15 protein-coding genes and 1 tRNA gene are annotated in these 13,657 nt (G+C 68.8%); 8 read left to right on the plus strand and 8 right to left on the minus strand.

What is annotated here, in order from left to right; all coding sequences use genetic code 11:
- Positions 1 to 148: 148 nt before the first annotated feature.
- The 5 genes from ACLJQ7_RS05625 to ACLJQ7_RS05645 all read right to left on the minus strand — a co-directional run bounded on the left by ACLJQ7_RS05625 (position 149) and on the right by ACLJQ7_RS05645 (position 5,001).
- Positions 149 to 1,324 (minus strand): diguanylate cyclase, encoded by a 1,176-nt coding sequence (locus tag ACLJQ7_RS05625; protein WP_410647082.1) that lies wholly within the window; start codon positions 1,322 to 1,324, stop codon positions 149 to 151.
- Between the two features lie 253 nt (positions 1,325 to 1,577).
- Positions 1,578 to 2,840, minus strand: coding sequence for an MFS transporter (locus ACLJQ7_RS05630; protein WP_410647083.1), 1,263 nt, complete (start codon positions 2,838 to 2,840; stop codon positions 1,578 to 1,580).
- Between the two features lie 72 nt (positions 2,841 to 2,912).
- Positions 2,913 to 3,125, minus strand: a complete 213-nt coding sequence (locus tag ACLJQ7_RS05635) for a hypothetical protein (protein WP_410647084.1) — start codon at positions 3,123 to 3,125, stop codon at positions 2,913 to 2,915.
- Between the two features lie 286 nt (positions 3,126 to 3,411).
- A complete protein-coding gene (locus ACLJQ7_RS05640) occupies positions 3,412 to 4,080 on the minus strand; it encodes a hypothetical protein (RefSeq protein ID WP_410647085.1) in 669 nt (222 codons plus the stop codon).
- Positions 4,081 to 4,176: 96 nt separating this feature from the next.
- Positions 4,177 to 5,001, minus strand: a complete 825-nt coding sequence (locus ACLJQ7_RS05645; RefSeq protein WP_410647086.1) for an SDR family NAD(P)-dependent oxidoreductase — start codon at positions 4,999 to 5,001, stop codon at positions 4,177 to 4,179.
- A gap of 153 nt (positions 5,002 to 5,154) precedes the next feature.
- Between ACLJQ7_RS05645 and ACLJQ7_RS05650 the strand changes: the two genes are divergently transcribed.
- Together ACLJQ7_RS05650 and ACLJQ7_RS05655 are read left to right on the plus strand one after the other, a co-directional pair.
- Entirely contained in the window at positions 5,155 to 5,913 is a 759-nt protein-coding gene (locus tag ACLJQ7_RS05650; protein ID WP_410647087.1) for a trypsin-like serine peptidase, read from the plus strand.
- A gap of 7 nt (positions 5,914 to 5,920) precedes the next feature.
- On the plus strand, positions 5,921 to 6,139 hold the full coding sequence (locus ACLJQ7_RS05655; RefSeq protein ID WP_410647088.1) for an RNA-binding S4 domain-containing protein: 219 nt from the start codon (positions 5,921 to 5,923) through the stop codon (positions 6,137 to 6,139).
- 72 nt (positions 6,140 to 6,211) lie between these two features.
- Here ACLJQ7_RS05655 and ACLJQ7_RS05660 read toward each other — a convergent pair whose 3' ends face one another.
- Positions 6,212 to 7,156: an Ldh family oxidoreductase gene (locus ACLJQ7_RS05660; protein ID WP_410647089.1), complete on the minus strand. Its 945-nt coding sequence runs from the start codon at positions 7,154 to 7,156 to the stop codon at positions 6,212 to 6,214.
- A 134-nt stretch (positions 7,157 to 7,290) separates the two neighbouring features.
- Between ACLJQ7_RS05660 and ACLJQ7_RS05665 the strand changes: the two genes are divergently transcribed.
- The 3 genes from ACLJQ7_RS05665 to ACLJQ7_RS05675 all read left to right on the plus strand — a co-directional run bounded on the left by ACLJQ7_RS05665 (position 7,291) and on the right by ACLJQ7_RS05675 (position 8,079).
- Complete coding sequence (locus ACLJQ7_RS05665; RefSeq protein WP_410647090.1) at positions 7,291 to 7,578, plus strand: DUF2277 domain-containing protein; 288 nt, start codon at positions 7,291 to 7,293, stop codon at positions 7,576 to 7,578.
- Positions 7,579 to 7,601: 23 nt separating this feature from the next.
- Positions 7,602 to 7,946 (plus strand): DUF4190 domain-containing protein, encoded by a 345-nt coding sequence (locus ACLJQ7_RS05670; protein WP_410647091.1) that lies wholly within the window; start codon positions 7,602 to 7,604, stop codon positions 7,944 to 7,946.
- A gap of 44 nt (positions 7,947 to 7,990) precedes the next feature.
- A tRNA-Ser gene (locus tag ACLJQ7_RS05675) sits at positions 7,991 to 8,079 on the plus strand.
- A 50-nt stretch (positions 8,080 to 8,129) separates the two neighbouring features.
- Here ACLJQ7_RS05675 and ACLJQ7_RS05680 read toward each other — a convergent pair.
- Positions 8,130 to 9,905: an RICIN domain-containing protein gene (locus ACLJQ7_RS05680; RefSeq protein WP_410647092.1), complete on the minus strand. Its 1,776-nt coding sequence runs from the start codon at positions 9,903 to 9,905 to the stop codon at positions 8,130 to 8,132.
- A gap of 102 nt (positions 9,906 to 10,007) precedes the next feature.
- Here ACLJQ7_RS05680 and ACLJQ7_RS05685 point away from each other — a divergent pair, with 102 nt between their 5' ends.
- Positions 10,008 to 10,415, plus strand: a complete 408-nt coding sequence (locus ACLJQ7_RS05685; RefSeq protein WP_410647093.1) for a YciI family protein — start codon at positions 10,008 to 10,010, stop codon at positions 10,413 to 10,415.
- Positions 10,412 to 11,566, plus strand: a complete 1,155-nt coding sequence (locus ACLJQ7_RS05690; protein WP_410647094.1) for an RNA polymerase sigma factor — start codon at positions 10,412 to 10,414, stop codon at positions 11,564 to 11,566. The genes ACLJQ7_RS05685 and ACLJQ7_RS05690 overlap by 4 nt, the downstream gene beginning before the upstream one ends.
- Here ACLJQ7_RS05690 and ACLJQ7_RS05695 read toward each other — a convergent pair.
- Positions 11,556 to 12,059, minus strand: coding sequence for a MarR family winged helix-turn-helix transcriptional regulator (locus ACLJQ7_RS05695; RefSeq protein WP_410647095.1), 504 nt, complete (start codon positions 12,057 to 12,059; stop codon positions 11,556 to 11,558). The two genes, ACLJQ7_RS05690 and ACLJQ7_RS05695, sit on opposite strands and share 11 nt — an antisense overlap.
- Positions 12,060 to 12,598: 539 nt before the next feature.
- Between ACLJQ7_RS05695 and ACLJQ7_RS05700 the strand changes: the two genes are divergently transcribed.
- Positions 12,599 to 13,516 (plus strand): neutral zinc metallopeptidase, encoded by a 918-nt coding sequence (locus ACLJQ7_RS05700; protein WP_410647096.1) that lies wholly within the window; start codon positions 12,599 to 12,601, stop codon positions 13,514 to 13,516.
- The last annotated feature ends 141 nt before the right edge of the window (positions 13,517 to 13,657 follow it).

The following is a 13,657-nucleotide window of genomic DNA, read 5'->3' on the forward strand; positions in this document are numbered from 1 at the left end:
GAAGGCAGCTGCCCGGACACGCCGGATTTGCCTTACCCGCAGCGTAAACTCAGTGTCCTTTAGGGACAACTGGCATCGCGATCGGCTTGCGTCGGCGGCGGAAACGCTGGCCCTTCGATCTCGAGTAGCGTGTCCTATGGACGGTGTCTCAGGCGGCGGCGAGCGCCACGACGCGATTCCGCCCGCTGTTCTTCGCCTGGTAGAGCGCGGAATCGGCGACGTGCAGCAGCCGTTCCAGCACGGCCCCGCCGGACGGGTAGACCGCGGCGCCGATCGACACCGAAAGCCCCCGCACGACGCGCGGTCCCGAAGCGCTCGCGACCTCGACCTCCAGCGCCATCACCGCCCGACGCACGCGCTCGGCCACGGGGAGCACGTCGGTCTCCGTCGCGCCGGGAAGCAGCACGACGAACTCCTCGCCACCGAAGCGGCCAACGGAGTCGTAATCGCGTACGTGCTCGGAGATCGTCTCCGCGACCGCCTTCAGCACGACGTCGCCGGCGAGATGCCCGTAGCCGTCGTTGACCTGCTTGAAATGGTCGAGATCGAGCATCAGCACGCCCAGTTTGCTCTTCGCCCTGGCCGCCGACGTGAGCTCCCGCTCGCTCAGCGCGTGCCACGCGTGCGCGTTCAGGACGCCGGTCTTGCCGTCGATGTTCGCCGCGATCTCCAGCTGCCGCACCAGCACACTGCGGTGCAGCACCAGCACCGGCAGCAGGACGAACGGGACGAGCGCGGGCGCGTGCACGATGCCCAGCGCGGTCGAGGTCCCGAGCACCAGCGTGGTGATCTCGAGCAGGTTGTCGTCGCCGGTGCCGAACAGCGAACGCGGGGCCCTCGCCCCGGTGTGCAGGTACACCGAGAGCGCCACGATGAACGCGTTGACCACGGTGAACACGGCCGCCGCCTCGACGATCTTCAGCGAGCCGGCGAACCCGACGGGCAGGCCGTTCCAGCCGGAGACGATGGCCCCCGACGCCAGACAGGAGATCACGATCGCCGCCGCGCAGTACACCACGCGATACGCCGGGCGGTGGCTCATCCCCCGCCACACCCGGAGCCAAAGATGCAGGTAGATGAGCAGCCCGAGGGCCAGCGCGAGCCCCTGCGGCAGGACGAGCACCCCCGCGAACGTCCACACCGAAGTCATGTTGATATGCGGCCGGTCACAGAGCGTGCGCCGTAACCGTTCCACCGAACGCGAAAGCTCGGCCTGCAGGACGGCGAGGCCGAGCAGTGATCCAAATCGGACGAATTCCGTAGTCTCGTAGTTCGATCGGAGCAGGGCGATTACGGCGACTGCCGCCGCCAGTCCTTCCACCACAAGAAAAACCGCGGGAACACCGCGTGGTCCGGACCATAAGTCCCAGCATCGGACCCAGGTTCTCAGACGTGTACCGGCCCCTTCTCCGGCGAGTTCCGTATCCCCCATAATCATCGTCACCGGCCCCCTTCCGTACACATTTCAATGTATCCGAGGTAGTACTGAGGGTGGCTCGAGTCAATTCCGGAACACACAGATGGAGCAGTGGGAGGGAGGACCATCATGAACGGTCGCGAGGACTGATCCCACCATTTCAGCCGGTCCGGCTCCCGGCCGGGAGCCATACATCGGGTCCGGTGGCGATGGCGCGTTTCCAGGCCATCGCCATCGGTCCCGCCGAGGCCACGGCCACCGTCGCGGCCACCCCGACGGCCACGAACGGACCGGTCAGCTGGGCGAGACCGCCCGCGAGCATGATCCCGATTCCTTGTACGGTCACCAAACTCGTCGAGGTCAGGCCCATCACCTGTGCCCGGACGCCGTCGGGAACCGCGCGGGCCATCAACGCGACGGCCTGCAGGTGGTACGGCGCCGCGAAGGCCCCGCTGAGCCCGATCAGCACCAGGCACACCGGCAGTGGCGGGCGAAAGACGAGAAAGACCAAAGGAACGACGGATGCGATGGCGAGAATGCCGACCATTCGCGTTTTCCGTCGCGCCGGAACCCATTTCGTGAAGATCCACGATCCGATTACCGAACCCACCGGATCCGCCGCGAGAATAAGCCCGACCGCGAAAGTCCCCGCCCCGAGACCGACGGCGAGCGGCGCCGCGAGCCCTTCCGGCGCGATGGCGAATCCGGCGAGCATCTTCAACCCGAAGAGCACCCGGATTCCCTTGCCCTGCCACAGTTCTCTGGCGCCTTCACCGCTGAAAGCCCGTGCCACCCGGCTTTTCACCGAAGATTCCGTGGCGACGGGTCGTCGCCGACGAACCCCTGTGGACACCAGCAGTGCCGAGACCACAAAGGTCACCGCGTCGATCACCAGCCCCCAGTAGGGCGTCACGAACCCGATCACCAGTCCGCCACCGCCGAATCCGGCGAGCTGTGCCGTTTGGATGGTGATCGTGCGGACCGCGAGCCCGGCGATGTACCGGTCGCCTTCGAGGACGTCCGGGAGCAACGCGAGCTGCGCCGCCCGGAAGGGCCCGCCCGCCATCGTCAGGATCACGAGCAGCCCGGCCAGCACCGGGAGCGGCGTTCCCGGTACGGCCATCAATGCCGCGAGCGCCGCGCGCAGCAGGTCGCAGACGATCATCACGGTCCGCCGCGGATACCGGTCCGCCAACCCGGCGAACAGGGTGCCGCCGATCAGCGTCGGCAGATACGTCAGGCCGTAGGTGAGCCCGGTCAGCCCCGCCGACGCGGTTCTTTCCCAGACCAGCACCGACAACGCCACCCTGGCCAGCTGGTCACCGGCCTGCGAAAGCGCCTCGGCCGCCCACAACGCCCGGAATTCGCCGACCGCGAAAGCGGCCTTGAACGTGGTGCTCCGGGCGGAATCCCCCTTCTCCATGAGCCCCTCCCCTTGGCTCACGGTAATCGATCACTTCCGCAGTGTCAGCGGCCATCCGGCCCACGACGTCCGTCAGTGTCCACTATGGACACTGTGGACAGCCAGGCTCGCGTGGTCCGCGGCGGCGCGGGCGAAGGCCTGGACGAGCGGATGCGGCCGGGTCCCGTCGCCGGCGAGTTCCGGCTGGAACAGCGTCGCCAGGAAGAACGGATGCTCCGGCAGTTCCGCGATCCGCGCGTCGCCCTCGCCGTCGAATCCGCTGAAGACCACCCCGTTCGCCGCCAAGGTGTCCAGATGCCGGGCGTCGAGACCGTACGAACAGTGGTACCGCTCAACGGAACGTTCGGCCCCGAGGACCCGTGCCGCGAGGGTGCCCGGGGTGACGTGGACGGCGCCCTCGTGCCGGCCTGCTCGGCCTGGTCGCCGCGGGTCAGGGGCTGGCCCTGCTCCCGGCGGACGTGCTCACCGGCGTGAGCACGCTTTCCCTGTCCTCGCCGCGCGTGGTGCACCGCACCGAACTCGTGCACGGCGACCCCGGCGAGGGCTCCGCGCTGGCCGCCGCCCTGACGGGTCAGCGGCCGTAGCTCACCATTCCCTGCGCCATCTCCATCGCCAGCGAGCTCGCCACGACGGGATCCATCATGCTCCGGAGCGCGTCGGCCGACTTGTCGCGTGATCCGGTGTCGGAACGCGGCTGCTCCGGCGGTTTGGTCTCGGCGGGCGGCAGGGCGACGACCCGTTCCTTGGCCGGCTTCTTCGTCGTCGCGGGCACTTGCTGTTTCACGGTGACCGGGACGTAGACGGTCACCGGGGCGGCCTGCGGCGCCGGCTGTACGGGCTGCGCGGGCGGCGGCGCCTGCTGGGTCGCCACGGCGGGCAGCGGCTGCTCGGGCAGGGCGGTGTCGTCGACCGGCCCCATGGTGAAGGTGCCGGCGAACCAGCCGATCGCGAGCAGCGCCACCCCGGCCCCGCCGACCAGCCACGACCGGGCGCGACGGTGGATGACGACGGCCTTGGGCCGCAGATCCTGGTCCACGACCGGCTCGCAGACCGGAGGGCGCACCGGCATCGGCTCGGGCTCGGGTTCGTTCTCCGGGCTGCGCCGCCGCTTCGGCAGGCTCGCGGCGATGATCCCCGTCCGGTCCAGCAGTTCGACGGTCTCGACAGGCGCGGAGAAGGCGTCGGTCGACGGACGTCGCTGGGCGGCGCGCGGCATGGGGACCTCCGGAAGCGGAATCACGAACTTGAGCATTGTGGTGCATTTCCGACGCCGCCGTAAGTAACGCACCCCGATCGAGTTATCCCGAGCCGTCCGGAGCACGGAGGGTTACTCCGTTCAGAGCCGCTTCATTCCCAAGCGCCCCAGCAGCGCGAGCGGCCGCTGGTAAAAAGAGCCGAGCACGCGGGGAATCGCGTCGATGGCGTACGCGTCCGGGCCGATCAGGATGCGCGCCGTCCCCCGTTCGATACCGCGCACGATGGTCTGCGCGGCCTTTTCCGGCGTCGTCCTCGCGATCTTTTCGAATCCTTCGGCCGCTTTGTCGATGTCGCGCTCGACGCCGCCCCGCGCGTCACGGGCGATATTCGTCTTGATGCCGCCGGGATGCACGCAGCTGACCTTGACCGGATGCCGGGCGATCAGCATTTCCTGCCGCAGCGCCTCGGTGAACCCCCGCACCCCGAATTTCGCCGCGTTGTAAGCACTCTGCGTGGGCACGCCGATGAAGCCGAACACACTCGAAACGTTGACGACATGCCCGTCACCCGAAGCGATCACCTGCGGCAGAAAGGCTTTCGTGCCGTTGACCACGCCGCCGAGATTGATCCCCATCAGCCAGTCGTAGTCGTCCCAGGTCATTTCCTCGACCGTGGCGCCGAGTGCGACCCCGGCGTTGTTCACCACGACGTTGGCGCCGCCGAAATCGACGGCGACCTCCTCGGCGTGCGCGAGGACGGCGTCACGGTCGGCGACGTCGAGTGCATACGCCTTCGCGGTCGCGCCCGCCTTCTCGCACTCCGCCACGGTGCCCGCCGCACGGACGGCGTCGACATCGGACAGCGCCAGCCTTGCGCCCCGCCTCGCCAGTTCGATCGCGAGCGCCTTGCCGATCCCCGAGCCCGCGCCGGTGATCACCACGACCTTGTCCGTGAACGACTTCATATCCGCTCCAACCCGCTCGACTGTTACCGGAGGTAACACATACTACGGCTGTGAGCTTGCTGTGCGTTGGCGGATTCGGGCTGTGTTCGCGGACCACTTATGGTGATCTGGAATCCGGAACTCCGACGGCCGTGGACGAGCGAAAGGAAGGCGATGCGCCGCGCCCTGTTGCTCGTGCTCTGTGTCGTTCTGTCCGGTTGTTCCGCCGCGTCCGATCCGGTCGCGACCGGAGACGCCGGCACCGCCGCGACGGTGGCGGCCACCCCCGCGTCGCGGACCACTCCGGCGATCGGCGCGCTCTTCCTCGACGGAACGCATTTCTGCACGGCCAGCGTCGTCCACAGCGCCCCCGGCGACCTCCTGCTCACGGCGGCGCATTGCCTCCACGACGGTGAAGGCGGCGAATACGCGACAGGGATCACGTTCGCGCCCGGCTATCACGACGGCGTCGCGCCCTACGGCTACTGGGACGTCTCGGATCCGCAGGTTCCCGACGGGTGGGCCGAATCCGCCGATCCGGACCTCGACGTCGGCTTCGCGACCGCCCACCAGGCGGGCACCACGAAGACGCTCGAAAGCGTCACCGGCGCCAACACGCTGCTGACCGGCGGCGGATTCGCCCATACGATCACCCTGACCGGCTATCCCGACGAACGGGAGGCGCCGGTCGTCTGCCACGGCGCCAGCGCGCAGGCCGACACCTACCAGATGCGCGTCGCGTGCCCCGGCTTCACGACCGGCACCAGCGGCGGCCCCTGGGTGGTCGGCGCCGACCCCGAGACCGAACTCGGCACCGTCGTCGGCGTGATCGGCGGCTATCTGTACGGCGGGGACGATCCGGACACGTCCTACAGCAGCTACTTCGACACCGACGTCGCCACCTTGTACCGGAAGATGGACGCACGGGGATGATCTCCCCATGAGCATCCACGACGTCCCGATCACCGGCGAGCCGATCCGCCTCGGCCAGTTCCTCAAACTGGCGAACCTGGCCGAAGACGGCTCGCACGCCAAAGACCTCCTCGACGCCGAAGAGGTCACGGTCAACGGCGAGGTGGAGGTCCGGCGCGGCCGTCAGCTGACGAACGGCGACGTCGTGAAGGTCGGCGGCGAAGGCGGCCGCGTCGTCTTGGCCTAGCGGGCGTTTCACAAGTCAAGTTCGCGGTCTCCGCGCCCAGGCGGCCCATCGAACAGACTTGTGAAACACCCGCTAGCGGCCCTGCAGCGGCGCCAGGCGCAACGCCCTCGCGAGCGCTTCGAGCTCGCGGTGCACCGGCTCGTTCAACGGGACACCCAGCGCTTGGCACTGTTCGAGGTACTGCGCCTCACGCCAGCCCGGGTAGCGCACCGGCGTGCCGCCCTCCCAGCCGAGCAGGCTGCCGAACAGCGCGCTGGCCGCCTTGTAGAACCCGTCGGCGCTGCGGAGCGTCGTCGGCGCGATGGCCATCACCATCAGGCCGGTGTCGTGATCGTGGTCGCCGACGCCCGACAGCACCCCGGCGAAGATCTCCACCAGCAGCGCGAAGCCGGAAATCGAGGCGCCGGCGGCATCCGCCAGAGTGTCCAGGTCGAGGACGAACTCCGGATACGCGCCCGCGGGGGCGGCCATCCCGAGCGGGTTCGCGGCCTTCCCCAGCTCACCGCCCGCCGCCATGACGAGCCCGATCATGGTGTGCGGCAACGCCCTCGCCGCATGGTGCCCGGCACGGCCGAACGGGCCGACGCCGCGGACCGACATGAGCCCGACGCCGTACCGGCCCGCCCGGGACACCGCCCGGTCCATCGCGTCGCCGACGGCCCACAGCCCCGGCGCGCGGCGGTAGTCGATCAGGGCCGCGGCGCCGCGGTCGGCGATCATCAGCGGTTCGGCCCTGGGCCGCACCGTGCCGTCGGCCAGCATCGGGAGATGCAGCCTGGTCAGTTCGGCGACACCGGACTCCGGCGTTCCGGTGAGATCGCCGTGGCACACCGCCTCGGCGGCCATCCTGGCGCGCGACCACGGCAGATCGTGCGCGGTGAAGATCTCGGTGACCAGGTCGATCAGGGCGTCGATCGGGACGCGCTGCCAGACCTGTTCCGGAATCGGGGAGGGTTCGGCCGGTTCGGGAATCGGCTCGACGGGCGCGCGGCGAAGTGAACGGGGTCTGAGGGGCACTCCGCCGAGGGTGCCCAACCGCGTTTTTCGGCGTCAACGAACCAAGGCACCTTCTAACCGACTGTGTGATCGAAGTACGCGGAAACGTGATCTGCTCACTCGGAAACGTCGGTGGGCGGACGTACCATCGGGCCATGTGCCGGAACATCACGACGCTTCGAGGGCTTGAGCCGGCGGCGACGCCGGACGAGATCGAGGCCGCCGCCCGCCAATACGTCCGCAAGGTGTCCGGGGTGCAGAGCCTGTCCGACGCCACCCGTGAGCCCTTCGAGGCCGCCGTCGCCGAGATCACCGAGATCACCCGCCGGTTGCTGACCGAACTGCCCGAACGCCGTCAGCCGCCGGCGACGGTGCCCCCGTTGCGCCGCCCCGAGGTCCAGGCGCGAATCGCGGCGAAGGCCGCGAAGAGTCAAGCTTCCTGAACTCGGGCGGTTACGGTGAGCGGGTGACATACCCGCAAGACCCCTACGGTCACCAGCAGCCCTACGGTCAGCCGTACCAGCAACCGGGCTACGGGTACGGCCCGCCGCAACCGCCGCAGGAGCAGGGCCTGGCGATAGCGGCGCTGGTCGTGTCGATCGCCAGCCTGGTCGCCTGCAGCGGCCTGCCGTCGATCGCGGGCGTCATCATGGGGCATATCGCGCATTCCAAGGCCAAACGCGGGGAAGCGGGCGGTCAGGGGATGGCGCTCGCGGCGATCATCATCGGCTATATCGGCGTCGCCATCATCGTGCTGCTCTTGGCGGGCTTCATCTTCGTGGGGATCCTGACCGACTGGGACTTCGACTAGATCCGAAGCATCCCAACAAAGCCTCGTCGGATACCCTCGACAGCGGTAGCGTGTCCGAGCGGCCGAAGGAACATGTCTTGAAAACATGCGAGGGCTCTGTCCTCCGTGGGTTCGAATCCCACCGCTACCGCCAGTCTTGAGAAACGAAGCGCCCCAGGTTCGCGAACCTGGGGCGCTTCGCGGTTACGCGGGTACGAGAGCCCAGACGGTCTCATCACTGCGGCCGCCGTGGAAGGGCCGCTGCTCCAGGATCGAGGCCGTGCCGTCGTTGACCTGCCGCACCGCCAGCTTGCTCGCCCGGTTCACCAGCCCGTAGCGCATGTCGGCGCTCCGGAGCAGCTTCCACTGCTGGTCGGTGGCCGAACCGCAGTGCGTCTGTTCCAGGAGCGCGCCCTCCGCGGTACTGCCCGAGACCGGCCGCAGGCACTGACCGCTGCGCTCGTTGGAGATCTTCCAGTACCCGCCGCCCGCGTCGGTGAGCCGCCACTTCTGGCCGTTGTCGTTCTGCCTGGCCACGTTGGTGATCTTCGCGCCCGCCGACGACGAACCGTCGACGACCGCCGCGCTGTTGCCGTTGGTGGCGACCGTCAGGTAGTACTTCTTGCCCGCCTTCGGGCCGGGGTCGGCGACGGGGTTCAGCGTCCACTGCTGGTTGGCCGCCCCGGTGTAGGGCCGCTGGACCAACGGCGCCGGATACGCGCCGCCGTCGGTGATCGCGTAGCCGGTCAGGTAGTTGAAGATCGCCACCTTGCCGTTGCCGAGCGGCTGGAACGCCCACCGCATGCCGTTCTGGCCGTTGCAGTTGTACTGGAGGATCTGCGTGCCGGGCGCCGTCCCGCTCTGCGCGCTGTCGGCGCACAGCTGGCTGTTGGCGTTGACGAGCTGCAATCCCGTGTTGTACCCGAGGATCCACTTCTGGCTCATGGAGTCGGTGCGCGGCCGGTGGCTGAGGTTGACGAGGCCGCCGGTCGACGAGCCCACGACGTCGATGGCGTCACCGTTCGCGCCGGTGATGACGTAGGTCTTGCCGCCTCGCGCGTGGCCGTCGTCGTTGTCGGGGATGTCCTTCTTGATCAGGAAGGCGCTGTTGGCGACGTTCCAATGGGTGGCGAGCCAGCTGCCGGGAGTCGGGTTCGTGCTGAAGTAGTCGTCGTTGCCGCAGTCCAGCAGCCGATCGAAATCGCGTTCCGTGCAGTCGAAGGACTGGGTGTCGCCGTAACACATCAGGTCCCATTCCTGGGAGCAGTGGCCGCCGCCCTGGTAATGCGGGGCGCCCGGCAGGACGGCGCCGAGCATGTGACCCAGTTCGTGGGCCGCGGCGTTGACACCCCAGCAGGGGACGGCGATCTCCGTGTAGTGCCTGCCGTTGTTGAAGGCGTTGGCGGGTCCGGGCTGGTCGTCGCTGTCGCCCCACGTGCCGGCGCAGGTGAGCGGGTTGTCGGAGAACAGCATGTAGTCGCGGTCGGCGTGGTGGAAACCGGCTTGGATGGCGCGTTCGCGGATCGCCCCCGTCTGGTACGTGCCTTCGGGCACCACGAGGTTCGCGACGGCGACCTGACAGCCCGCGCCCGCGGTCGTCACGTACCGGAGGTGCCTGCTGCCGCCGGTCGCCGCGGCGCTGTCGTTGAACGCGTCGTCGATCCCGGACGCGTAGGCGCGCAGAGACGGCACGACGGTCGAGTACCGGTCGGGCTGACCGGCCTCACGGACGTAGACCAGCTCGACACGTTTGCCGGAAACCCCGTCGCCCTCGCAGACCACCGGATTGGCGGCGACCTGCGCCTGAGCGACGGCGGGAGCGAGCGGGGCCACGGGCGCCGCGCCGGGTGGCAGTGGATGACTGTAGTCCTTGGCGACGGACACCCCGAATTCGGCGGGGTCATCGGAGGCCGCGGCCTCGCCGACGAGCAAACCACCAAGGAGACCGACTATGACCAGCAGTCGTTTCGCCTGGAACAAGGGCTCTTCCTTTCGCGAGGGAGGAACACGATGAGAACGCTAGAGGTCGGATGTATAGACCACCAGGCAGAAGGACCGGCAGACTGCCACTACCCTTCCGGCATGCCCAAGTACCTGCTGCTCAAGCACTACCGCGGCGCTCCGGCGGCGGTCAACGACATGCCGATGGACCACTGGGCCCCGCACGAGATCACGGCGCACATGAACTACATGAAGGACTTCGCCGCCCGGCTCGTCGAGACCGGCGAGTTCGTCCTTGAGCAGGCTCTCGCGCCCGAAGGCACCTTCGTCCGGTACGACGGCGAGGGCAAGCCTCCTGTCACCGACGGCCCGTTCGCCGAGACCAAGGACCTCATCGCCGGTTTCATGGTGATCGACGTCGACAGCCACGAGCGAGCGCTCGAACTGGCGGGCGAGCTGTCGGCCGCGCCGGGAGCGGGCGGGAAGCCGATCCACGAATGGCTCGAACTGCGTCCGGTCCTGAGCGAGCAGCTCGTCATCACGGAGTGAACGCCGAACCGGACGAGGCTCTGCTCCGGAGCCTCACCCCGAACGTCCTCGGAATCCTCGTCCGCCGCGGCGCCGACTTCGCCGCCGCGGAGGACGCCGTGCAGGAAGCGCTGATCGAAGCCGTCCGCGGCTGGCCCGCCGACCGGCCGAAGGACCCGAAAGGCTGGCTCGTCACCGTCGCGTGGCGCAAGTTCCTCGACATGACCCGGTCGGACGCCGCCCGTCGCCGGCGCGAAGAACTCGTCGACGAGGAGCCCGTCCCGGGGCCCGTCCCCGAGGTGGACGACACGCTGCAGCTCTACTTCCTGTGCGCCCACCCGTCGCTGACACCGTCTTCGGCGGTCGCGCTCACGCTGCGCGCCGTCGGCGGGCTGACCACCCGTCAGATCGCCGAGGCGTATCTGGTGCCCGAAGCGACCATGGCGCAGCGCATCAGCCGGGCCAAGCGCACCGTCTCCGGAGTGCGGTTCGACCAGGCCGGCGACGTCGCCACCGTGCTCCGCGTGCTGTACCTGGTGTTCAACGAGGGTTACTCCGGTGACGTCGACCTCGCCGCCGAAGCCATCCGGCTCACCCGCCGTCTCTCGGCCTCGATCGACCATCCCGAGGTCGCGGGCCTGCTCGCCCTCATGTTGCTCCACCACGCCCGCCGCGCCGCGCGGACGGCTCCCGGCGGCGAGCTGGTGCCGCTCGCCGAACAGGACCGTGGCGAATGGGACACGCGCCTGATCGCCGAAGGCGTCGAGATCCTGCAGGCGGCGCTCGCCCGCGACCGGCTGGGCGAATTCCAGGCACAGGCCGCCATCGCGGCGCTCCACGCCGACGCGCCCACCGCCGAGGAGACCGACTGGACGCAGATCGTCGAGTGGTACGACGAACTCGCGCGGCTGACCGGCAGCCCGGTCGTGCGGCTCAACCGCGCGGTGGCCGTCGGCGAGGCGGACGGACCGCGCGCGGGGCTGGCCGCCCTCGCGGAACTGGACGCCTCGCTGCCCCGGTACGCGGCGGTGGCGGCGTACCTGCACGAACGCGACGGCGACCTGGCGACGGCGGCGCGGCTGTACGGCGAGGCCGCCGTCAAGGCGGCGAACCTGGCCGAACACGCGCACCTGACCCGTCAGGCCGCGCGGCTCAACGCCCTCAAGAAGTGACCGGCGGCAGGCGCGGCAGGCCGTCGATCTCCGACAGGTGCTCCAGCACCCGCCCGAAAGCCTGCCCCAGCACCCGCTGCTCTTCGGGGCTCAGCAAATCGATCAGATGCTCACGGACCCCCTCGACGTGCGTCGGCGCGGCACCCTCCAGCAGTTCCGCGCCGCTTTCCGTCATCTCCGCGACGACACCGCGTTTGTCCGCCGGATCCCGCGTGCGGCGGATGAGACCGTCGGCCTCCAGCCGGACCATCTGGTGCGAAAGCCTGCTCTTGGTCGAGCCGAGCATGCTCGCCAGCTCCGTCATCCGCATCCGCCGGTCGGGCTGGAGCGAAAGGCAGACCAGGACCTCGTAATCGGCGAGGGTGACGTCGTGGCGCTCGGAGAGTTCGCGATGCAGGCGCTGCCGCAGCCGCATGGTGGCGACGATGTACGAGCGCCAGGCGACCATCTCGGACTCGGACAGCCAGCGCACTTCCTTCTGCTCCACCGCCATCCACGCAGAGTAGAGCGTTGATCGCACAAGGCGCATACCCACCGGTCACTTTTCGGACCGGGAAAAATCCGGCGGAACATTCGCCCGAAGGAGGGTTACGAAAAGGTTGAGACTCGGCGCGAAAAGGCGCATTCTGCTTGTCAGCGGATGGTCGGGCAAGTAACGGGCGATCGCCTCGAAGGGTCGCCGGACCTGCTCCCCAGCCGGGAAGGGTCAGGTGGTGGTATGGCGGGTGATTCTCGCGGTTGACCGCCTGCTGTGTCCCCGCGACCGGAACGGAAAGGACCGGGTCGGCCGCGACTGCGAACAGCGATGAGCGCGGGCATCTCAAGATGCGCTCGACAATTCTCGCGCATTCGGCGTCACTCCGGCCTGTTTCGGGTTCGCGGCCTCTTCGACCGCCTCGGCAGTGCCCGGCGCCGGCCCGGTGATCGCGGCCAACCGGCGATCGGAACAAGACAACCTCGGTAGTTCTGGGTGCGGCCGCTCCGGGTGGCCGCACCCAGGCATATCCGGCGTCTTCCGGTTACGCTTCCCCCGTGCGATTCGACGAAGGCGCGGGCCTGGACACCTCCGAGGTCGAAGACCTGCGCGGCGGCGGTGGTGGCGGCGGTATCGGCGGCCGGGTGGCCCTCGGTGGCGGCGGGCTCAGCGTGGTCGGCCTCGTCATCTACTTCCTCATCTCCCAGTTCGGCGGCGTGAGCCTGAACCCGTCTTCGGGCAGTCTCGGCGGCGTGGGCACCGGGCAGCAGATGGACAACACGTCGCTGTCGCAGGAGTGCAGGACCGGCGCGGACGCGAACCGGAACCACGACTGCGCGATCGTCGCCTTCATCAACTCGATCCAGGACTACTGGGGCCAGGAGTTCCAGCGGTCCGGGTCGACCTACCGCAAGGCCGTCACCAACTTCTTCAACGGCGGCGTGAACACCGCCTGCGGCAGCGCGACTTCGGACGTCGGGCCGTTCTACTGCCCTGGCGACTCCGAGGTCTACATCGACCTCGCCTTCTTCACCGAACTCCGCAGCCGGTTCGGCGCGCAGGGCGGGCCCTTCGCGGAGGCGTACGTGCTGGCCCACGAATACGGGCACCACGTGCAGAACCTCACCGGAGTGTCCAAAAAGGGCACCGGGAGCGGGCCGACGTCCGGTTCCGTGCGGCTCGAACTGCAGGCCGACTGCTACGCCGGTGTCTGGGCGAACCACGCCACGACCACCCCGACCGAATCCGGGCGGCCGCTGATCACCGAGGTCACCCAGGGGGACATCGACTCCGCGCTGGACACCGCTTCGCGGATCGGTGACGACTACATCCAGTCGAAGCTCGGCGGCGGCCGGGTCGACGAGTCGAAGTTCAGCCACGGCACTTCGGCGCAGCGGAAGAAGTGGTTCACCACCGGCTTCCAGACCGGCGAGCCGGCGCGGTGCGACACCTTCGCGGCCAAAAGCCTGGGCTGAGCCCTCACCCCGGCGAACGGGCACAACGCGTGGCCCGGCCCGTCCCACGGCCGACGTTGCGAAAGCCACTTTCGCAACGTTGAAGGTTGCGAAAGTGGCTTTCGCAACGTCCGGCGGACGACACGCGTGACTGGACGGACG

The sequence above is a fragment of the Amycolatopsis sp. cmx-4-54 genome, assembly GCF_046548895.1.
In the GTDB taxonomy this organism is placed as follows: Bacteria; Actinomycetota; Actinomycetes; order Mycobacteriales; family Pseudonocardiaceae; genus Amycolatopsis.